We start from the raw sequence: 20,385 nt of genomic DNA on the forward strand, positions 1-20,385 counted from the left end.
TGGAAAGAGCCTCTCCCCACCGACAGAAACACGAATCCGCTGCCCTAGACTCGGGTCAAAGGTTCGCAAGACAAACACAAGATCAGCACAAGACCTTCCGACCGGAGACAGCCATGACGTCATCCAACCCGTATCTCAGCGACGTGGCCAGCAAGACCGGCTACCGCGCTCGTTTGCCTGACGACAACGGCTTCATCGACTGGCCCGATCAGGACAATGCTACCTGGCAGACACTGATGCAGCGTCAGCTCGGCATGCTCGAGGGACGTGTCTGCCAGGAGTACCTCGACGGCCTGGAGCGACTGGCCCTCCCCGAGGATCGCATTCCCCAGCTCGGCGACATCGACCGCGTGCTCCACGCCGCCACCGGCTGGCAAACCGCCCAGGTGCCGGCGCTGATCCCTTTCGACACCTTCTTCGAGCTGCTGGCCAACCGACGCTTCCCGGTAGCGACCTTTATCCGCACCCCGGAAGAACTCGACTATCTCAAGGAGCCGGACATCTTCCATGAGATCTTCGGACACTGCCCGATGCTTACCAACCCGGCCTTTGCCGAGTTTACCGCCACCTACGGTCGCCTCGGCCTTGCCGCCGAACCCAAGGAGCGGGTCTACCTGGCGCGGCTCTACTGGATGACCGTGGAGTTCGGCCTGGTGGACACCCCGGCCGGACGGCGCATCTATGGCGGCGGCATCATCTCCTCGCCCAAGGAGACACTGCACGCACTGTCGGACGTGCCCGAACATTTCCCGTTCGACCCCATCGAGGCGCTGCGCACGCCCTATCGCATCGACATCCTGCAGCCGCTCTATTACGTGCTTGACGATCTCTCGAGGCTGCACGAGCTTTCCCAGCAGGACATCATGGGAATGGTGCACCGGGCCATGGAGCTGGGCCTGCACGAGCCCCGCTTCGAGCCAGCCCCGAAGAAGGCCGCCAAGGCGTAAACGCCACCGCGATACACCCCAACGACACCCCGACGAGGAAGAAGCATGACCGAACTTTCCGAACAGCAGTGCGAAGCGTGCAGCTGGGACGCTCCCCACGTCAGCGACGCTGAAATCGATACGCTCCAGCGCGACATTCCCGAATGGAACATCGAGGAGCGCGACGGCATCAAGCAGCTCGAGCGCGTCTTCAAGTTCCGCAACTTCAAGCAGGCCCTGGCCTTCACCAACCGCGTCGGTGAAATCGCCGAGGAGGCGGGGCACCACCCCGCCCTGCTGACGGAATGGGGCAAGGTCACCGTGACCTGGTGGTCGCATGAGATGAAGGGGCTGCACAAGAACGACTTCATCCTTGCCGCGCGCACCGACAAGGTGGCTGCGGAAGGCTGACACATCCGGCGTCGCTCGACACTTTCACCAAGTGTCGAGCGGGGTCGGGCATCGTATCGACTCCCCGCGGTCATATCTCTTACAAACGGGATGGACAATCTCTCCCAAACACTATCGCTTTTTTCTTACGTAGCGAATAGCGATATACCTCTCTTGTTCGCTGTCGGCATCGTTTAGCTTGGAGCGGGAGTCCCGTTCGGGCTCGAACACTTCAAGAAGACAACTTCACGAGAGGAAGATAACGATGAAGGGAGTCGTACAGGCCGCCTTGCTGGCGCTGACACTGAGCTTCGCCACACTGTCCATGGCCCAGGACGTGGCACCGATCAACGTCAACACCGCCGATGCGGAGCTGCTCGCCGAGCTGCCCGGCATTGGCCCGAGCCGGGCCCAGGCGATCATCGAGGATCGCGAAGCCAATGGCAATTTTGAAAGCGCCGACGACCTGACCCGGGTCAGCGGTATCGGATCGGCCACCGTGGACGGTTTCCGCGACCAAGTGGAATTCTAAGATCAGAATCGAGCATTGGTCGAAACGCAGCGAGGCCGGCTATCCGCCGGCCTCGCTGTCATTCTGGGCAGGGTTTCTTCTTATGGCCTATAGACGCAAACCGCCGTCGCACTCGATCACCCGACCGGTGAAATAGTCGTTCTCGATGATGAACGCCACGCTCTGGGCGATATGATCGGGATCGCCGAGCCGTCTGAGCGGCACGCCCGCGGTCAGCTTCTCGAGCATGTCGTCACGCATCGAGGCGGTCATGTCGGTCTCGATGAACCCCGGCGCCACCGCTCCCACACGAATCCCATAGCGTGCCAGCTCCCTGGCCCAAGTGGTGGTCAGCGCCACTACGGCAGCCTTGGCCGCCGCATAGTTGCTCTGGCCCATGTTGCCGGCCCGCGAGATGCTGGAGATATTGACGACTACCCCACCGTGCCCCGCCTCGATCATCTGCGAGGCCGCTTCGCGCCCGCACAGGAAAACGCCGGTGAGGTTGACATCAATGACCGACTGCCACTGTTCCAGCGACATGGTCTTCTCGACCTTGCCGTCCCTGGCCTTGACCAGCAGGGCATCACGCAGGATACCGGCATTGTTCACCAGGCCGCTGACAGGCCCCAGGGTAGACGCCACATCACCGAAAGCCTGCTTCACCGATGCTTCGTCCGCCACGTTCACACGAAACGCGCCGGCCTCCACGCCCTCCGCATGCAGCGCGGAGACGGCCTTGTCCAAAGCATCCGTGTCCAGATCCATCAATGCCAGCGTGGCCCCCTGACGCCCCAGGCGCTGCGCCATGGCAAAGCCAAGGCCGCGGGCACCGCCGGTAATGGCTATTACGCTCTTGTCCAGTTTCATTCGTTGTCCCCTGTTATGGCAAAGGCGGTCACTGCCGGTTGGCGGTAAACCGGCCACGGAGTGCCGCACCGCACATGTCTCTTTACTAGTTCGGCAGCTAACGACGGAGCTTGAGTGTCGTATACAATTTTGTGCGATGCAACATAACACATGCAAGTCAGCACTCCTCCGCGCCACCGCTTGAACTTGGAGGAGTCGCCCCCATTTCAAGGTGAACCGATGCGTACGGAGTCACCATGCCCTTACTTCTGTTCATTTCCCTGTTCACGCTTCTCGATTTCGTCGTCCTGTTCTCCGTCGGCAGCCAGATCGGCCTGCTGGCCACGCTGATACTGGTACTGGCCACCGGCTTCATCGGGCTCTACCTGATACGCCAAGAGGGCACCGCCACTCTGGCACGCGCTCGCCAGCGCATGGCGCAAGGCGAGCTGCCCTCCAGCGAACTATTGACGGGCGCGGCGCTGATCTTCGGCGGCGCCCTGCTGCTTGCCCCCGGCTTCCTTTCCGACGCGCTCGGCCTGCTGTGTGTCGTGCCCGGTGCGCGCCGCCTGCTCGCACGCCTGTTGGCACAGATCAACCTTCGCCTGCAGGGCGTGGCCTACCGCAGCTCGCCAGGCAACACAGGACACAGCGGCGAGTGGCAGCGTCCCAAGGAGGATCCACACGTGCGCGACACCCGGGAAGGCCGGTCCAGAGGAGATGACGGACAACCGCTGGAAGGCGATTTCATCAGTCGCAACGAGCCACGCCGCTAGGTCTCCTCGGCGAATCGCCCCAGGCAAAAAAATTTTACCGCTGGCCCTTGAAAGGGATTTGCCCGGCCCCATTTCTCGGTCAGCACAAGGTTACGGTGCCGAGTGGAGCTCGGCATCTTAAACAAGGAAGGCGTCCTCGCCCTCCACCTTCCGGGCTTGCCGGGAGGAAATGATGAACCGCCATGCTTGCATGGCACCACTGACCATCAGGAGAACGTGAGCAATGAACATCCGTCCCTTGCACGATCGCGTCGTCGTCCGTCGCGTTGAAGAAGAGCAGAAAACCGCTGGCGGCATCGTGCTTCCGGGCAACGCCCAGGAAAAGCCGACTCGTGGCGAAGTGCTCGCCGTCGGTAACGGCCGGATTCTCGACAACGGTGACGTCCGTCCCCTGGACGTCAAGGTCGGCGACACCGTGATTTTCAAGGAAGGCTTTGGCGTCGAGAAGCAGAAGATCGATGGCGAGGAAGTCCTGATCATGAGCGAGAGCGACATTCTCGCCGTGGTCGAAGGCTGAGCCAACGCACCTACTCCGTTCCCATAGACGTTCACGAACTCACAGGAAGTAACGAAAAATGGCAGCGAAACAAGTCAAGTTCTCCGATGACGCCCGTAAGCGCATGGCCCGTGGCGTAGACGTTCTGGCCAACGCCGTGAAGGCTACCCTGGGCCCGAAAGGCCGCAACGTGGTACTGGAAAAATCCTTCGGTGCTCCCACCGTCACCAAGGACGGCGTCTCCGTCGCCAAGGAGATCGAACTGAAAGACAAGTTCGAGAACATGGGCGCCCAGATGGTCAAGGAAGTCGCCTCCAAGACTTCCGACGTCGCCGGTGACGGTACCACCACCGCTACCGTGCTGGCCCAGTCCATCGTCACCGAGGGCATGAAGGGCGTGACCGCGGGCATGAACCCGATGGACCTGAAGCGCGGCATCGACCAGGCTGTGGTCGCCGCCGTCAAGGAAATCGAAGCCCTGGCCGTGCCCTGCACCGACTCCAAGGCCATCGCCCAGGTCGGCACTATCTCTGCCAACGGCGACAAGCGCATCGGTGAGATCATCGCCGAAGCCATGCAGAAGGTCGGCAAGGAAGGCGTCATCACCGTCGACGAAGGCCGTGGCTTCGAGGACGAGCTGGAAGTCGTGGAAGGCATGCAGTTCGATCGCGGCTACCTGTCGCCCTACTTCGTGACCAACCAGGACACCATGGCGGTCGAGCTGGAAGACCCCTACCTGCTGCTGGTCGACAAGAAGATCTCCAACATCCGCGAACTGCTGCCGGTGCTGGAAGCCGTCGCCAAGTCCGGCAAGCCGCTGGCGATCATCGCCGAGGACATCGAAGGCGAAGCGCTGGCCACCCTGGTGGTCAACAACATGCGCGGCATCGTCAAGGTCGCGGCTGCCAAGGCACCCGGCTTCGGCGACCGTCGCAAGGCCATGCTGCAGGATATCGCCATCCTGACCAACGGCACCGTGATCTCCGAGGAAGTGGGTCTGACCCTGGAGCAGGCCAACCTGGATCACCTGGGCAGCGCCAAGCGCATCACCATGTCCAAGGAAAACACCACCATCATCGACGGCGCCGGTAACGAAGGCGACATCGAGGCCCGCGTCAACCAGATCCGTGCGCAGATCGAAGAGACCTCTTCCGACTACGACCGCGAGAAGCTGCAGGAGCGCGTCGCCAAGCTGGCTGGCGGTGTTGCCGTCATCCGCGTCGGTGCTGCCACTGAAGTGGAGATGAAGGAGAAGAAGGCTCGCGTCGAAGACGCCCTGCACTCCACTCGCGCTGCGGTCGAGGAAGGCGTGGTGCCTGGCGGTGGTACCGCTCTGGTCCGCGTGCTGACCAAGATCAAGGACCTCAAGGGCGAGAACGAGGACCAGACCCACGGTATCGCCATCGCGCTGCGCGCCATGGAGTCCCCGCTGCGTCAGATCGTGACCAACGCTGGCCAGGAAGCCTCCGTGATCCTCAACGAGGTGAAGGCAGGTGAAGGTAACTTCGGCTACAACGCCCAGACCGGCGAGTTCGGCGACCTGTTCGAGATGGGTGTGCTGGACCCGGCCAAGGTAACCCGTACTGCCCTGCAGTCCGCCGGTTCCGTGGCTGGCCTGATGATCACCACCGAGTGCATGATCGCCGACGATCCGGAAGAGAAGGAAGCGGGTCCGGACATGGGCGGCATGGGTGGAATGGGCGGCATGGGCGGCATGATGTAAGCCACCCCCACCTAGGCCTTGACCGGCCTGCAAGACCAAGCAAGCCCCGCCTCGTGCGGGGCTTGTGCTTTTTGCGCTACCATCACGCTTTTCCCGACAGCAAGCCGACCCATGCTCGCCAATATCCGTATCGTTCTCGTCCAGACCTATCACCCCGGCAACATCGGCGCCTCCGCGCGGGCCATGAAGACCATGGGCCTGACCGACCTGGTGCTGGTCAACCCGCGCTGCTTCCCCGATAGCGAGGCCTCGCGCCTGGCCGCCGGCGCAGAGGATGTGGTCGATGGCGCCCGCGTGGTCGAGTCGCTGGAAGCGGCCGTGTTCGATTGCGTGCAGGTGGTAGGCGCCAGCGCCAGGCTGCGCAGCCTGCCGCTGCCTCACTTCGATGAACCCGAAGCAATGGCCCGTGAGCTGGTCGCCCATGCGACGGACGATCCGGTAGCCCTGGTATTCGGTCGCGAGCGCTTCGGCCTGACCAATGACGAGATCCGCTGCTGCAGCCATCAGGTCAGTATTCCGGCCAACCCTGACTACGGGATCCTCAACCTCTCCCAGGCGGTTCAGGTGCTTGCCTACGAAGTGTTCAAGGCTTGGCGCCAGCGTCCGGACAGCGACTACCGCCACCCGCGGCCTGCCGAGGAGCGGCAGCCAAGCCGGGAACAACTAGGGCACTTCCACGAGCACCTGAGCCGGGTGATGCAGGCCAGCGGTTTCCTGACCCAGCCCCACGCACGCACCGAGGCCCAGCTGCAGGCGCTGTTCGCCCGCGCACGTCCCAGTCGCAAGGAGCTCTCGCTGCTGCGCGGTCTGCTTCGCTCACTGGAAGAATCGACCCGGGGTGACTAAGCTTCGATAACCTTTACCCCACCTTTTTTCGTGCTGTCATGGCACCGTCACCTGTTAATGGGATAAAGGTCCATGCCCCGCCAGGGCACTCAGACAAGGGATACTGTCGAACTGCGACACGGACGCGACCGGGCCGGAAGCCGGTGCAGGAAAGTCGGCATGAAGGACCATGCCCAGGGAGACATGCGCCACGAGGCCTCACGCCCGTGGCGCTCTTTATTGCACGCTATTGCCGTTGCGCCAGCGACTTCCGGTCCAGAGATTCCCAGCCTGGCACCCCCTGCCGAATGCGCTGTGAGAAATCCGGTGCGCGATGCACGCGGCGTGCCCGCTCATCAATGCGCCCGCCTGCCTCCAGCTCGGACAGGGTGAAGCCGGGCCACAGCCCGCCGACCTTGAACGCGTAACCCGGCAGCCTGTCGGTCACCAGCAGACGGTAATCCAGCGGCAGGCGGGCCCCGATGCCACGCGCCATGGCGAAAATGAGCGTGGTGCAGTTGGCAGTGATGGTGTTGTAGAAACGCGGCGACTCGGCCAAGGCATTGGCCTCGTCGACATACGCCAGCAACAGCGAACGCATGGCGCTCTGCGGCATCCGCAACCGAAATAGCGATACTCGCTCACCGCGCACCTTGCTGCGCAGGCCCACCGCGTCGCGCTCGTCGGCCGCCACGATGGCGAGTTCATACTGACGAAAGAAGCCTCCGATCTCGGAGAAGCGCTCGCCCTTCAGGCGTCTTACCTCCACCGAGAACACCACGAAGGTCTCGCCCTCGAAGCCGAACGAGACCATCACATGAGCGACGCCCGGCCGCCCCCAGCTGGAGACGATCATGTCGACCGAGTCGAGCCGATCCAGGTCGTAGCTGCGCTTTTCCCAGCGTACCTCGGCATCGTCGCGGGTTCGCCAGTCGAAGTCGCGCACATGGTGCATCGTCAAACGATTGTCCCGGACCTCGCCGGTGGCCAGGCAGGCAACGTCATCGGACCAGGGCCGATCATGCGCCGGGCGTAGCCGAAACCACCAGGTCGTCAGTCCCACCAGCAGCAAGAGCTGGGTTGCGTTCGCCAGCCATTGGCCTCGCACGCCCAGCCACAGCAGTACCAGCGCGGCTATCCCCCAGCCGGCCACGGCAACACGTCGCTGGTTTCGCGACCAGGGCAGGCGAAACCACAGCGCGGCGGCGCCCCACGCCATGCCCAGTGTCAATAGCAGCGTTACGAGAATGCCGATTACCTGTGCCATCACACCCCACTATCTTTCGACGTGGGGCCATATTAGCAGTCAACATGGCGTTGCGCGCCTCAAGGCGGACGACAGGCTCGAACGAATGGCTTAGACCGAAGTCAGCCAGGACCTGAAGGCAGTCAGGTCATCTCCCAGTTCCCCTCGCGTGGCCCGGCGATAGAGGTGCTGAAGCTTCGCCGTCAGGGAATCCCCGGCGATCGGCTGTCCCGGGAGCGGTGCACCGGAGCGAGCGCCGATATGGCGTCCGTCGAGTTCACGCAGCGGCAGGATCTCGGCGGCAGTGCCGGTCACGAAGGCTTCGTCGGCAGTATAAAGCTCGTCGCGAGTGATGCGTCGCTCTCTCACCTCGATGCCCAGCACATCGCGCGCAAGCTGGATCACGCTGTCGCGGGTGATGCCCTGAAGGCAGGAGGTCACTTCCGGCGTATGCAGCACGCCGTCGCGCAGCAGGAAGACGTTGGCTGCCGACGCCTCGGCCACGTAGCCCTCGGGATCGAGCATGATGGTCTCGTCGAAGCCCGCCTTGACAGCGGTGTTGAGCGCCAGGATGGAGTTGACGTAGTGACCATTGGTCTTGGCCCGACACAGGCTGATGTTGACGTGATGTCGTGCCCAGGAAGAGGTCAGCGCCCGCAGGCCCTGCGAAGCCGCCTCGGCCGAGATGTAATCGCCCAGGTCCCAGGCGGCGATCATCACGTGCACCGTGAGCCCCTTGGCACGCAACCCCAGCCCTTCCGCGCCGAAGAACACGGTGGGCTTGAGGTAGGCATTGCTCAGCTCGTTGCGCACCAGGCACTGGCGCTGGGCCTCGATCAGCGTCGCTTCATCGAAGGCCACCGGCATATCCAGCGCGTGGGCACTGTCGAGCAGGCGCCGGGTATGCTCGGCAACGCGGAACAAGTGGGTTCCCTGCGCCCCGGCATAGGCTCGCACGCCCTCGAAGCAGCCCATGCCGTAGTGCAGGGTGTGTGTCAGCAGGTGGCTCTGCGCTTCTCGCCATGGCAACCACTCGCCATCCCGCCATATCCACCCATCTCGATCATAGAGCGGCGTCATATCGTCCTCGTCGGTTCAGATAGGTTGTTTCAGAGCGGAGCCGCACGCCGCCAGCCCTCGCACCAGCTGTCGATCAGGGCACGCTGATACGGCTGCAGCGACTGGTAGGCCCAGGCGGCGATCTCGTCGTTCTGCGGGTCCGGTACCTCGGTGCGGCTGCCAGCCAAGGTCTGGATCACTGCATGGCCGCACAGCGGCACATAGCCTTCGGAGTAGCCCCCCTCGTGAATCATGACCAGCTTACCGTCGCTGATGCGCTCGGCGAGGGCCTTGAGTTGCTGGGTCATGGCGGCGAAGGCGGCACTGTTGAGCATCATCTTGCCCAGCGGGTCCTTGCCGCAAGCGTCATAACCACAGGCCACCACGATCAGGTCGGGGGCAAAGCCGCCGATGGCGGGCATTACCAATTCCTGCATGGCGTAGCGGTAGGCGCCTATACCACTCCCGGGCGGCATCGGCAGGTTGAGATTGGCGCCATGCCCCGCCCCTTCGCCGAGTTCCTCGAAATAGCCGCTGTCCAACGGATAGTTACCGGCCTGGTGAATCGACACGGTGAGAACATCCGGATCGTCGTAGAAGGCGTCCTGCTGTCCGTTGCCGTGGTGCACGTCCCAGTCCAGAATCGCCACGCGCCGAGCGTGCCCCTGCGCCCGGGCTCGCATCACCGCCACCGGGATGTTGCCAAGCAGGCAGAAGCCGCGACCGCGATCGGCTTCGGCATGGTGGCCCGGCGGGCGGCACAGGGCGTAGGCGTTTGCCAGCTCGCCGCTCGCCACCGCTTCCACCGCGGCGATCGCCAGGCCCGCCGACTGTTTCGCCGCCGCCAGGCTGCCCGGCGTGTAAGGCGCGCACTCGCCGGCGTCGCCGCCTCGCGTCAGCTCCCCCTCCTCGAGTTCGTCGAGGTAGCGCCCGGTATGAAATCGTGCCAGATCCTCGCGGCTCGCCGGCGGCGCCTTGCGCACGTCGAGCTCGTCGATCAGTCCCGACACCTCGAGCAGGTTCTTCAACCGGCGCTTGCTCTCCGGGCTCTCCGAGGCGGGCTGGGGTTGCAGGAACTCGCCGGGCGCCGAGAACACGCCGATGGCGCCCGGGTCGTGCCAGAAGCAGCGCTCGTGCCAAAAAAAGCCTGTTCGACGCTTCATGCATGCTTCTCCAACTGCTCCCAGACCTCGATGGCCGCCGCCAGGTCCTCCAGCGAAGCGCCGACCGACTTGAACACGGTAATGGCCTCGGCCGAGCTGCGCCCCGGCTTCTCGCCAAGCAGCAGCTCCGCCAGGTCAGCGGCGATGTCGTCGAAGCTGAACGCCCCCTCGTCGATCGCCTGGAGAATGTCGCCCGCCTCGCCCCGGGCACCGGCATAGGTATCGACGAATACCTCGCCACGCCGCAGGCATTCGGCGTCGGTCTCGCGCATGCCGGGGCGGAACGCGCCGATCAGGTCCAGATGGGTGCCGGGCGAGAGCCATTCGCCGCGGATCAGAGGTTCGCTGGAAAGCGTCACGCAGCTGATCAGATCGGCTTCACGGGCCGCTGTCTCCAGCGATTCGGCCACCTCGCAGTCGAAACGGTCGGCGTAGTCGGCTGCCAGCCGCTTCGCCTTTTCGGGATTGCGACCCCAGACGCGCACGCGCTTGATCGGCCGCACCGCGGCATGGGCCTCGATCACCATGGGCGCGAGCTTGCCGGTGCCCACCACCAGCAGGGTCTCGGCATCCTCCCTGGCCAGCTCGCGGGCCGCCAGGGCCGAAGCTGCCGCGGTGCGTCGCCGGGTCAGCTCGCTGCCTTCGAGAACGGCCAGCGGACGGCCGTGGGCGCCCTCGCTAAGCAGGTAGACACCGGCAATGGCCGGCAGGCCATGGTCGGCATTCTGCGGAAAGACGTTGACCATCTTCACGCCGATGTAGCCGGCCCGTTCCCAGGCCGGCATCAGCAGCATGGTGGCCTCTCCGTCGGGCCGCTGCATGGCATGATGATGACGCGGCGGCGACTCCACGCCCTCACGGAACGTCAGTGCCAGGCGTTCGACCAGCGCCGGCCATGGCAGCGCGCCGGCGACTTCCGCGGCGGTGACGATACGCATATCAAGCCTCCGGCAGGGCCGCGACCACCATGATCTCGACTTTCCATTCGGGCTTGGCCAGCTTGGCCTCGAGGGCGGCGCGCACCGGCGGGCGACCCGGCACCACCCAGGTTTCCCAGGCCGCATTCATCTGGTCGAACTCGGCCATGTCGGTCACCCAAACCTGGGCCGAGATCAGGTGCTCCTTGGAGCTGCCGGCTTCAGCCAGCAGCTCGTCGATGCGTGCCAGGACCTGCTCGGTCTGACCGCGCATGTCGGCCGTGGCGTCGCTCGGTACCTGGCCGGCCAGATAGACGGTGCCGTTGTGCACGGCGATCTGGCTCATGCGGGCATTGCTGTGGTGGTACTGAACAGTCATATCGTCTCTCTCATGAAAGTGAATTGCGTGGAACAGCGAATACTTGCACGTCTACAGCCTGACGTCAGCTGCCGCTGAAGCCATTCATGAAGGCGGCCAGGTTGTCGCCCAGATGCTCGGTAGGATAGCCACCCTCCTGCACCAGTACGGCCGGCTGGGCGAGCCGCGACAGGCGCTTGCCCACCGCGAAGAAGTCCTCTGTTTCGAGCGTCATGCCGGCCAGCGGATCGTCGCGATGGGCGTCCAGTCCCAGCGCGATCACTACCGCCTCGGGACGAAACGCTTCCAGGCGCGCGATCAATGCCTCCAGCGCCTCGAGGAAAGCGGCGCCATCGCTGCCCAATGGCAGCGGCAGATTGACGTTGGTACCCAAGCCCTCGCCCATGCCCTCCTCGTTGGCCCCGCCCCAGAAGAAGGGGTAGAAATCGGCCGGGTCGACATGCAGCGAGCCGGTCCAGACGTCGTTCCGATAGTAGAAGATGTCCTGGGTGCCGTTACCGTGATGCAGGTCGACGTCGAGAATGGCGACGCGCGAGAAACGCTCGCGCAGGACGGTTGCCGCCAGCGCCGAGTTGTTGAGGAAACAGAAGCCACCCGCCCGGTCCGGCCCGGCGTGGTGCCCCGGCGGTCGACACAGTGCGTAAGTGGTGCCGTGACCGCCGATCAGCGCCTCGGCCGCCGCCTGGGCCGTGGCCGCGCTGGCCAGTACCCCGCGGAAGCTGTCGGCACCGATGGGGCATGCCATGTCGTGGAGGTGCCAGCCCGCCTGCCCCACCGGATGTCGCGGGTAGTGATGGCCGCCGCCACACGGGTGGATGTTGGGCATCACCAGTTCGGAGGCCCCCGGAAGCTCGCGCCACCGGGCGTGAATGGTCTCGAGAAAACTCAGGTAGCGCGGCGTATGGATGCTTGCCAGGCGGCTGCGCAGCCGCGGGCTGTCGATATCCTCGGGCTCGTGCAGGACGAGGCCCATTGACTCCAGGCCCTTGGTCAACAGCTCGGCCCGCACTGGCCCTTCCGGCGAGGAGGTGAGCTGACCGCGTACCAGGAAAGCGCCAGGCGCGTGATGTGCCTGGTCGGGATGGTAGAAGAGCTTCATCGTGTCTGTCCTTGCATTCGCATTCCTCAGTTGAGCAGCGAGGGAACCCAGGTAGAGAGCGCCGGGAAGGCCGCGAGCAGCACGATCACCGACAAGAACGCCACATAGAACGGCAACGACGCGACGATCGCACGCTCATAGGGCACGTTGGCGATGCGTGCCGCCGTCATCAGCGTCATTCCCACCGGTGGCGTCACGTTGGAGATATTGAGCACCACGATCATCAGGATGGCAAAATGCAGCGGATCGAAGCCAAGCTGGATCATCGCCGGCACCAGCACCGGCGCCACCACGACCAATGCCGGCAGCACGTCCATTACCGTACCGATCAGGATCAGCAGCACGCATACCAGCATCAGTTGGAGGAAGGCCGAGTCGCTCAGGGTAGTGATCAGCCCCGCTGCATCGCGCGCAATGCCCGAGCGGGTCACGAACCAGCCGAGCACCGCTGAGGTGGCGAGCAGAAAGAACACCACGCCGGAAAAGCGTACCGTCACCACCAGCGCATGCCAGATCTTCTGCCAGCTCAGGTTGCGGTAGAGCAGCACGCCAATGGCGATGGCATAGACGGCAGCGAAGCCGGATGCCTCGGTAATGGTGGTCAGACCGGAGAGAATGCCCCCCAGGATGATCAGCGGCACGATCATTGCCGGCAGCGCTGCCAGGAACGACAGTACCGCTATCTTGAAGGGCGTCGGCGTCTGCTTCGGGTAGCCTCGCCGCCAGGCCAGGTAGAAGCTTACCCCGAGCAGTGCCAGTGCCATCAAGATTCCCGGGATGATGCCCCCGGCGAACAGGTCGATCACCGAGACATCGCGCAGCAGCGTGGCATAGACCACCATCACCACGCTGGGCGGGATGATGGGTCCGATGATCGACGAGCAGGCAGTGATCGCCGCTGCGTATTCGGCGTCGTAGCCCTGCCGTTTCATCTCGGGAATCATGATCTTGCCGATCGCTACGGTATCGGTGATCGCCGCCCCGGTCAGGCCGGCGAAGAACACCGATACCGAGACGTTGACGTGCGAGAGCGCACCGCGCACGCGACCGAACAGGGCATTGTTGAAGGCAATCAGCTTATGGGTCAGTCCGCCCTGGTTCATCAGTTCGGCAGTGAAAATGAAATAAGGAACGGCGATCAGTAGAAAGCCGGAGACGCCTGAGAACATGCGGTCGGCGATGATTCCGAGCATGCGCTCTCCGCCCATGGCAAAACCGCCGGCCAGGCCGGAGAGCGCCATTACCACCGCCACCGGCGCACCGATCAGCAACAATACGATGAAGGTTACGATGGCAGGCGTCATGCGCGCTCCTCCGTGTCGACGGCTGCAGTGTCGACGGTCTCTATCAGCTCGTCGATGGCCGACTCGTCGTCGATGAAGTGCTCGAGCAGAGCGAAACCCTGCACCAGATGAAGCAGCAGGATCGCGCCGCTGACAGGCACCACGATAGCGGTGAACTTACCGGGGATCTGGATGCGGTCCGAGACCATGTAGACCTGGGAAGCGCCCACGAAGTAGTCCCAGCCGTACCACAGCAACAGCGCCCCGAACAGGCCGATCACCACCAGACACAGGGCCGCGGCCAGCTTGAGCAGCGCTCGTGGAAGGCTACGCACCAGCAGCGTCATGGCCACGTGTTCGCCATAGCGCAGCGAGATGGTCATCGAGAGAAAGCCGATCCAGGGCAGGAACAGACGCGCCAGCGAGTAGGTCCAGCTCAGCGTGCTGCCAGTGGCCAACTTGTAGAGGAACGCCGTAAACGAAATACCCAGCATGATCAACACACAGGCCACGCAGATCACGATCGCCACCTGATTGACCGTGTCGCTCAGGCGGCGCAAGGGCTGGAGGAGTGGCATAGGATAACCTCGAAGATCCCCCCGGCCGGTCGTACCGACCAGGGAGCGACGTTATGCACGCAGAAACCGTGCGTTACTGGCCATAGACCGTCACGTCGGACTCGGCCACCCCTTCTCCCACCCGGGCAACCTCGCCGAGGAAGGCGTCGACGCGCTCGGCCTCGATACCGAAGTCTCCGACAATCCATTCCTTCCACGCCGGTCGGGCAATCTCGGCCATCCGTTCTCTCTCCTCGGGCGGCATGATGTAGCACGCCTCGAAGCGCTCGCAGGACTCCTCCCAGCTGGCGGTGGCCAGCGCCCCCGACATTCCGTGGGAAAGCTCGATGGCCTCACGCGCCGAGGTGAGAATGGCAGCCTGGTGCGCTTCATCGAGTGACTGGAACCACTCCTCGCTGATCAACCAGGCGGCGCTGTTGTAGACATGGCCAGTGAGCGTGGTGTAATCCGTCACCTCGTCGAAATTGAAGGTCGTGTTGAGTACCGGTGCATTGAACTGGCCGTCCGCCAGGCCGGTCTCCAACGCGGTGATCAATTCACCCCATGGCAGCGGCGTGGCCGAGGCGCCCAGAGACTTCATGATCGCAACGTGGCCCGGGTTCTCCTCGGTGCGGATGTTGAGCCCCTCCAGGTCCTCGACCGTCTCGATCAGGCGCTCATTGTTGGTGAAGGCCACGAAACCGCCGCCGTCGTCGAAGGTGCCTAGATAGCGCATGTTGGCTTCCTCGATGGTGCCGGACATGAAGTCGGCGAACCACTCGCTATCGAAGAAGGCCCAAGCCTGGCGCCAGTTGTCGAACAGGAAAGGGGCGGTCATCAGCTGGTAGTCGTCGTAGAAGGATGACATCGCCCCGGTGGTGATGATCGTGGACTGGAGGGTACGCCCGCCCTGCACTTCGGATGCCGTCTCCACTTCGGAGCCGAGCTGGCCGCCACCGAAGATCACGACCTCTACCTCGCCGTCAGTGCGGGTCTCGACCAGATTCTTGAAGTGCACCAGCGCCGGGTAGACCTCGTTGTTGCCCATATCTTCCGGCAACAGGGTGGCGATGGCCATCTCGTGGGATTGCGCCTGAACGTTGGCACTGGCAACGGCCAGCGGGAGTGCGGCTAGCGCTGCCAGACGGGTCAGCGGCGTCGGGAACATGATCCACCTCGTTATGATTGTGCTTTGTGGGATTCCCTTTCAGCCTAGCGGCTGGCCTGCCGCTGCGTTTGCCCGTGACTCCGGTCTTCTTGCCCCGGGCTCAGCGATCGCGGCGCTCGATGGAAGGCGAAATGTCGAAATGACGCCGGTAAGCGCGGCTGAAGCTGCCCTGATCACGAAAGCCGACCAACGCAGCGATATGCCCTAGGCTCAGGCCACTATGCTGTACCAGGGCTCGCGCATGATCCAAGCGGCGCTGCTGGACATAGGCCACGGGCGTGACGCCCGTCATGTCGCGAAACAGCGCGTGGAAATGCCCCGGACTGAGTGCGCACAGCGCCGCCAGCTGGTCGACGCGGATCTCATCGGCCAAATGCCGATCGATCCACTCATCGAGACGCTGGAGATCGATGCGCTCGCCGGATCGATGGCCGGCCAAGGATGCGGAGGTATTGCTGGGCAGCTCGTCCTCAAGCTGAAGATAGAGCGCGCGCAGCAGCAAGGCGGCGATCTCGCTATGCAGCGCCGGAAACTGCTCGAGCTGTGCCATCAGCGTGACGGCAAGGTGATTGAGGCGAGGCGACACGGGAAAGAAGCGCGGGCGCTCGAACAAGCGCTGCAGGCTGTCGCCGTCGCGCCTGTCGCCCAGAGCGTCAAGCGACACATCCAGCACCAGCGTCCGGTTGCGCCCGTCGCCCTTGTATTCGTGATGGTGGGCACAGGGAATCAGGCAGCCGCGGCCCCCGGTGACGCGATCGCCAACGCCCTCGATCGCGAGTTCAGTGACCCCGCAGGTCGCCAGGATCAACTGGTGATGCGAATGGGCATGTGCGACATGCTCCTGGCCCAGATTGGAGGTGCGTAGGTCGAGTAGAGACATGACGGTTTCTTGATGCCCGCTCGGTCAGGGAAGCTCCTACACTACCCTGCCGAGCGGCATCATGAAACCGGCAGGTACCTGTCAGCAGCGACCCTGCATACCCAACCCGGGCGGGCAGAAGCCGCCACGATGACGGTGTCGATCCCGATAATGGCGATCTTCGTAATAGCGATGGTCATCACGGTAGTGGCGCTTCACGTAGCGCTCGCGGTGATGATAATGCCTGTCCTCGTGATAGTGCCGATGCCCGCCATCGACTACGATCAGCGGTTCGGGGTTGATGCGCGCCGGCGAGTAGCTGCAGCCGGCCAGGGCCAGCATGAGAGGCACGCAGGCAAGAGTAAGCAGACGCAGGGACGTTCTCATGGCATATACCTCGCGAGGCAGAGCGGAAGACGCCCCCTTCGGTTCCCGTATGGAGTCATTATGGACCTGGCTCGCCCATCACGCTTCAGCAGCGGCCTTTCTTGGCCTGCCCCGGGGGACAGAAGCCTCGCCCATGATGCCCGCCACGTTCATCGTCGATGACGATCAGCGGTTCGGACTTGATGCGTGCCGGCTGGTAGCTACAGCCCGCCACCAGAATAGCGGCGAGGGCGAGAAGAATGGGAAACAACAGGCGCCGTGACATGGTGGATCTCCAAAAAATTTCCGAACACTGTTCATGATAGCGAATCACACTGCCTTTACACATGTGGCGTGGCGGCAACAGAACAGTCGCCGATTAGCGACATTGCCTGTATGTCGATAAAGCGCGATAGTGCAAAGTTCATTAGCCTGCAAACAGGAATCTTGCCATGGACGCCCTTCGCCGCCATTCCCTGCTGCTGATCCTGCTCGGCAGTCTGGTCATTTCCCTGGCCATGGGGCTGCGTCATGGCTTTGGCCTGTTTCTCGAACCCATGAGCAGTGAGCTGGGCTGGGGACGCGAAGTGTTCGCCTTTGCCCTGGCGCTGCAGAACCTGATCTGGGGCTTCGCCCAGCCCTTCACCGGCGCCCTGGCCGATCGCTTCGGCGCGGCCCGGGTGGTTGCGGTCGGCGGCATCCTCTATGCACTCGGCCTACTGTTCATGGGGCTTTCCGAATCGGCCCTGGGCATGTCGCTCTCCGCCGGGCTACTGATCGGCCTGGGGCTCTCGGGGACCACTTTCTCGGTGATCCTCGGCGCCGTGGGCCGTGCCGTGGCCCCCGAGAAGCGCAGCATGGCCATGGGCATCGTCAGCGCGGCAGGCTCGTTCGGCCAGTTCGCCATGCTGCCGGGCACCCTGGGCCTGCTCGGCTGGCTGGGCTGGTCGGCCGCGCTGCTGGCGATGGGGGCCTTGGCGGCCATGATGGTGCCGCTCGGCGCCATGCTGAAGGATCGCCCTTCGGCCCGACAGGCAACTGACCTCTCGCTGCGCGCAGCCCTGGACGAGGCCGCCGGACACCGCGGCTTCTGGCTGCTGTGCCTGGGCTTCTTCGTCTGTGGCTTCCAGGTGGTGTTCATCGGCGTGCACCTGCCCGGCTACCTCTTCGACAACGGCCTGGCCGTGCAGGTGGGCAGCACCACCCTGGCCCTGGTGGGCCTGTTCAACATCTTCGGCACCTACACCGCCGGCTGGCTGGGGGGCATCTATTCCAAGCCCCGCCTGCTCAGTTGGCTCTACCTGACCCGCGGCGCGGTGATTGCGGCCTTCGTGTTCCTGCCGCTGAGCCCGGCCAGCGCCTATCTGTTCGGCATCGCCATCGGCCTGCTGTGGCTCTCCACGGTGCCGCTGACGAATGGCATCGTGGCTTCGGTGTTCGGCGTGCGCCACCTCTCCATGCTCGGCGGCATCGTCTTCCTGTTTCACCAGGTCGGTTCGTTCACCGGCGTATGGCTAGGCGGCAAGCTCTACGACCTGCATGGCGACTACGACGTCGTCTGGAAGCTGGCCATCCTACTCTCCGTGGCAGCAGCCCTGCTGCACTGGTTCATCAGCGAGGCACCCATCAAGCGCGCCGCCATTCAGGAGGCCCAGGCATGAGCCGAATCCAACTGGTGAAAGCTGCCGCCCTGCTGGCCCTCGGTATCGCTCTGGCCCTGGTATGGTGGGGCTGGCAGAACACTGATGCCTCGCTGCTGCTGCTCGGCACGCGGCTGTGCTGAGCAGCAACAGCATCATTCCTCCTCTTCATCCATCGCCACGGCCAGGGCGGTCTGGCTGGTAAAGTCGATCTCGTTGATGTGCTCGGCCAGGAAGTCGAGCAGCGCGCGCACGGCGGGGAGCACGCCGCGCCGCGACGGAAAGACGGCGTGCAGGATCCCTCCCCTCGGCTCCCAGCCGGGTATCGCATCGACGAGACGCCCCGCCTTCAGGTCTTGTCCTGCCACCAGCAGCGCCAGCTTGACCACCCCCAGCCCTGCCAACGCGGCCTGATGCAGCGTCTCGGCGTTGTCGGTGACCAGCCGGGGATGGTGCCGAATCTGCGCCGTCGCTCCCTCGGGGCCGTCCAGCACCCAGTCGTGCTGCCGGCTCACCTGATCGAAGTCGAGGCTCGGCAGCCCGGCCAGATCGCCCGGCGCCTGCGGTACCGGCCACGCCTCGAACAGGGCGGGCGCGGCCACCAGCCGCTGTGGGCTGCGCGACAATACCTTCATCGAGAGATCGCTGTCCTCGAGCGGCGGAAAGCGCACGCGGATGGCCATATCGAAGCCTTCCCTGATCACGTCGACCCGGCGGCTGGTGGCCTCCACCTGCACCTCCACGTCGGGACACTGGGCCATGAAGCGCACCAGCAGCGGTGTGATCAGGTAGTGCAGCAGGCTCGGCGGGCAGCTCAGCCGCACCGTGCCCCGCGGTAGCGCCAGGTTGCGCTGGATCAGCTCCTCGGCGGCCTCCGCCTCCACCAGCATCGCCGCGCAGTGGCGATAGTAAGCCTGGCCCAGTTCGGTGACCGAGAGATGGCGCGTCGAGCGCTGAATCAGCCGGGCACCGAGGCGCTCCTCCAACTGGGCAATGCGCCGGCTCAGCTTCGACTTGGGAATGCCGAGGGCGCGCCCGGCCGGGGCGAAACCGCCATGATCCACCACCTGAACGAAGTAGTAGAGATCGTTGAGATCCTGCATGCCCTTGTCCTTATCGTTCTGTTTTTGGAACGCAGAGTGTGAATTATACCCTCTACTGCCGCTTCCGTTCTCTTCATAAGCTTCCTGTATCGGGCTATAGCCCAATCCATGCAGGAGCCAAACCATGAAGAAGATTCACGGCATCTATGGCGCCCCTCGCGGGCACTGGGTCGGCGACGGCTTTCCCGTACGTTCGCTGTTCAGCTACGACCGCCTCGGTGCCGACCACCTGAGCCCCTTTCTGCTGCTCGATCACGCCGGCCCGCATGACTTCCCGCCGGCTAGCCGGCCGCGCGGCGTCGGCGCTCACCCACACCGCGGCTTCGAGACCGTGACGCTGGTGTACAAGGGCGAACTGGAGCATCGCGATTCCACTGGCAGCGGTGGTCGTATCGGCGAAGGTGACGTGCAGTGGATGACCGCCGGTGCCGGCATCGTTCACGAGGAGTTCCACTCCAGCGACTTCACCGCGCAGGGCGGCACCCTGGAAATGGTGCAGCTATGGGTCAACCTGCCGGCCGAGCACAAGTCGGCACCGGCGGCCTATCAGACGCTGCTCGACGCCGACATTCCCCGCGTGGCACTGCCTGACCGCGCCGGCGAACTGCGGGTGATCGCCGGCAGGTATGGCGGCCATGAAGGACCGGCCCATACCTTCACCCCCATCGAAGTCTGGGACTTGCGCCTGGAGCCGGGCGGCGAAACGACTCTGAGAGTTCCCGAGGGACACACCACCCTACTGGTAGTCCTCGAGGGCACCGTACAGGTCAATGGCGATGCCGTGGTGCGTGACGCCGGCCTGGTGTGCTTCGAGCGTCAGGGCGACGAGATACGGCTTGAAGCCAACAACGATGCCAAGCTGCTGCTGCTCGCCGGTGCCCCCTTGGGCGAGCCGGTGGTGGGGTACGGCCCCTTCGTGATGAACAGCGAAGCCGAGATTCAACAGGCATTCACCGATTTCCAGGCCGGCAAGTTCGGTCGTCTGGAGGGTTAGCGGCTCCGCCGCGCCCAACCGCGCCCGGCCCCCTGACCGGGCGCTTCACTCAACCT

24 protein-coding genes are annotated in these 20,385 nt (G+C 64.0%); 10 read left to right on the plus strand and 14 right to left on the minus strand.

All coding sequences use genetic code 11. The annotated features are described in order from the left end of the window. Positions 1 to 113: 113 nt before the first annotated feature. From phhA to HNO53_RS11770, 3 genes are all read left to right on the plus strand, one after another. Complete coding sequence (gene phhA, locus HNO53_RS11760) at positions 114 to 947, plus strand: phenylalanine 4-monooxygenase (protein WP_209472301.1); 834 nt, start codon at positions 114 to 116, stop codon at positions 945 to 947. A 45-nt stretch (positions 948 to 992) separates the two neighbouring features. Then, positions 993 to 1,337 (plus strand): 4a-hydroxytetrahydrobiopterin dehydratase, encoded by a 345-nt coding sequence (locus HNO53_RS11765; RefSeq protein ID WP_209472302.1) that lies wholly within the window; start codon positions 993 to 995, stop codon positions 1,335 to 1,337. 244 nt (positions 1,338 to 1,581) lie between these two features. Continuing rightward, the gene (locus HNO53_RS11770; protein WP_209472303.1) at positions 1,582 to 1,848 is read left to right on the plus strand and encodes a ComEA family DNA-binding protein; all 267 of its coding nucleotides are present in this window, start codon (positions 1,582 to 1,584) and stop codon (positions 1,846 to 1,848) included. Positions 1,849 to 1,935: 87 nt separating this feature from the next. Here the strand turns inward: HNO53_RS11770 and HNO53_RS11775 are convergent, their stop codons facing one another. Continuing rightward, positions 1,936 to 2,697: an SDR family oxidoreductase gene (locus HNO53_RS11775; protein ID WP_209472304.1), complete on the minus strand. Its 762-nt coding sequence runs from the start codon at positions 2,695 to 2,697 to the stop codon at positions 1,936 to 1,938. 236 nt (positions 2,698 to 2,933) lie between these two features. On the opposite strand from HNO53_RS11775, the gene HNO53_RS11780 reads away from it, so the two are divergent. From HNO53_RS11780 to HNO53_RS11795, 4 genes are all read left to right on the plus strand, one after another. After that, positions 2,934 to 3,452, plus strand: coding sequence for an FxsA family protein (locus HNO53_RS11780; RefSeq protein WP_209472305.1), 519 nt, complete (start codon positions 2,934 to 2,936; stop codon positions 3,450 to 3,452). A 223-nt stretch (positions 3,453 to 3,675) separates the two neighbouring features. Beyond that, positions 3,676 to 3,969, plus strand: a complete 294-nt coding sequence (locus tag HNO53_RS11785) for a co-chaperone GroES (protein WP_104204123.1) — start codon at positions 3,676 to 3,678, stop codon at positions 3,967 to 3,969. Positions 3,970 to 4,027: 58 nt separating this feature from the next. Beyond that, entirely contained in the window at positions 4,028 to 5,671 is a 1,644-nt protein-coding gene (gene groL, locus HNO53_RS11790; RefSeq protein ID WP_209472306.1) for a chaperonin GroEL, read from the plus strand. A 111-nt stretch (positions 5,672 to 5,782) separates the two neighbouring features. After that, positions 5,783 to 6,517 carry an RNA methyltransferase gene (locus tag HNO53_RS11795; RefSeq protein ID WP_209472307.1) on the plus strand — a complete coding sequence of 245 codons (735 nt, stop codon included), beginning with the start codon at positions 5,783 to 5,785 and terminating at the stop codon, positions 6,515 to 6,517. A gap of 226 nt (positions 6,518 to 6,743) precedes the next feature. Here HNO53_RS11795 and HNO53_RS11800 read toward each other — a convergent pair whose 3' ends face one another. The 12 genes from HNO53_RS11800 to HNO53_RS11855 form a co-directional block, all read right to left on the minus strand. After that, positions 6,744 to 7,763: an Lnb N-terminal periplasmic domain-containing protein gene (locus HNO53_RS11800; RefSeq protein ID WP_209472308.1), complete on the minus strand. Its 1,020-nt coding sequence runs from the start codon at positions 7,761 to 7,763 to the stop codon at positions 6,744 to 6,746. A 90-nt stretch (positions 7,764 to 7,853) separates the two neighbouring features. Next, positions 7,854 to 8,822: a branched-chain amino acid transaminase gene (locus HNO53_RS11805; protein ID WP_209472309.1), complete on the minus strand. Its 969-nt coding sequence runs from the start codon at positions 8,820 to 8,822 to the stop codon at positions 7,854 to 7,856. Positions 8,823 to 8,851: 29 nt separating this feature from the next. Further along, entirely contained in the window at positions 8,852 to 9,964 is a 1,113-nt protein-coding gene (locus tag HNO53_RS11810) for a class II histone deacetylase (protein ID WP_209472310.1), read from the minus strand. Further along, a complete protein-coding gene (lhpI, locus tag HNO53_RS11815; protein ID WP_209472311.1) occupies positions 9,961 to 10,902 on the minus strand; it encodes a bifunctional Delta(1)-pyrroline-2-carboxylate/Delta(1)-piperideine-2-carboxylate reductase in 942 nt (313 codons plus the stop codon). The genes HNO53_RS11810 and lhpI overlap by 4 nt, the downstream gene beginning before the upstream one ends. Before the next feature lies 1 nt (position 10,903). Next, a complete protein-coding gene (locus HNO53_RS11820) occupies positions 10,904 to 11,260 on the minus strand; it encodes a RidA family protein (protein ID WP_209472312.1) in 357 nt (118 codons plus the stop codon). A gap of 64 nt (positions 11,261 to 11,324) precedes the next feature. After that, entirely contained in the window at positions 11,325 to 12,359 is a 1,035-nt protein-coding gene (locus HNO53_RS11825; protein ID WP_209472313.1) for a histone deacetylase family protein, read from the minus strand. 26 nt (positions 12,360 to 12,385) lie between these two features. Beyond that, positions 12,386 to 13,663, minus strand: coding sequence for a TRAP transporter large permease (locus HNO53_RS11830; protein WP_209472314.1), 1,278 nt, complete (start codon positions 13,661 to 13,663; stop codon positions 12,386 to 12,388). Then, positions 13,660 to 14,220, minus strand: coding sequence for a TRAP transporter small permease (locus HNO53_RS11835; RefSeq protein ID WP_209472315.1), 561 nt, complete (start codon positions 14,218 to 14,220; stop codon positions 13,660 to 13,662). The genes HNO53_RS11830 and HNO53_RS11835 overlap by 4 nt, the downstream gene beginning before the upstream one ends. Before the next feature lie 73 nt (positions 14,221 to 14,293). After that, positions 14,294 to 15,367: a TRAP transporter substrate-binding protein DctP gene (gene dctP / locus HNO53_RS11840; protein WP_209472316.1), complete on the minus strand. Its 1,074-nt coding sequence runs from the start codon at positions 15,365 to 15,367 to the stop codon at positions 14,294 to 14,296. Positions 15,368 to 15,467: 100 nt separating this feature from the next. Then, entirely contained in the window at positions 15,468 to 16,247 is a 780-nt protein-coding gene (locus HNO53_RS11845; RefSeq protein ID WP_209472317.1) for a helix-turn-helix domain-containing protein, read from the minus strand. Between the two features lie 81 nt (positions 16,248 to 16,328). Next, positions 16,329 to 16,613, minus strand: a complete 285-nt coding sequence (locus HNO53_RS11850) for a hypothetical protein (protein ID WP_209472318.1) — start codon at positions 16,611 to 16,613, stop codon at positions 16,329 to 16,331. An 85-nt stretch (positions 16,614 to 16,698) separates the two neighbouring features. Next, positions 16,699 to 16,878 (minus strand): hypothetical protein, encoded by a 180-nt coding sequence (locus HNO53_RS11855; protein ID WP_209472319.1) that lies wholly within the window; start codon positions 16,876 to 16,878, stop codon positions 16,699 to 16,701. 166 nt (positions 16,879 to 17,044) lie between these two features. Between HNO53_RS11855 and HNO53_RS11860 the strand changes: the two genes are divergently transcribed. Together HNO53_RS11860 and HNO53_RS21600 are read left to right on the plus strand one after the other, a co-directional pair. Further along, on the plus strand, positions 17,045 to 18,253 hold the full coding sequence (locus HNO53_RS11860; protein WP_209472320.1) for an MFS transporter: 1,209 nt from the start codon (positions 17,045 to 17,047) through the stop codon (positions 18,251 to 18,253). Next, complete coding sequence (locus tag HNO53_RS21600; RefSeq protein ID WP_275951342.1) at positions 18,250 to 18,375, plus strand: hypothetical protein; 126 nt, start codon at positions 18,250 to 18,252, stop codon at positions 18,373 to 18,375. Before HNO53_RS11860 ends, HNO53_RS21600 begins: the two co-directional genes overlap by 4 nt. 12 nt (positions 18,376 to 18,387) lie before the next feature. Here the strand turns inward: HNO53_RS21600 and HNO53_RS11865 are convergent, their stop codons facing one another. Then, positions 18,388 to 19,335, minus strand: a complete 948-nt coding sequence (locus HNO53_RS11865) for a LysR substrate-binding domain-containing protein (RefSeq protein ID WP_209472321.1) — start codon at positions 19,333 to 19,335, stop codon at positions 18,388 to 18,390. A 124-nt stretch (positions 19,336 to 19,459) separates the two neighbouring features. Here HNO53_RS11865 and HNO53_RS11870 point away from each other — a divergent pair, with 124 nt between their 5' ends. Continuing rightward, the gene (locus HNO53_RS11870) at positions 19,460 to 20,329 is read left to right on the plus strand and encodes a pirin family protein (RefSeq protein ID WP_209472322.1); all 870 of its coding nucleotides are present in this window, start codon (positions 19,460 to 19,462) and stop codon (positions 20,327 to 20,329) included. Positions 20,330 to 20,385 lie beyond the last annotated feature (56 nt).

This window comes from Billgrantia antri (assembly GCF_017868935.1).
GTDB classification, from domain to species: Bacteria; Pseudomonadota; Gammaproteobacteria; order Pseudomonadales; family Halomonadaceae; genus Halomonas; species Halomonas antri.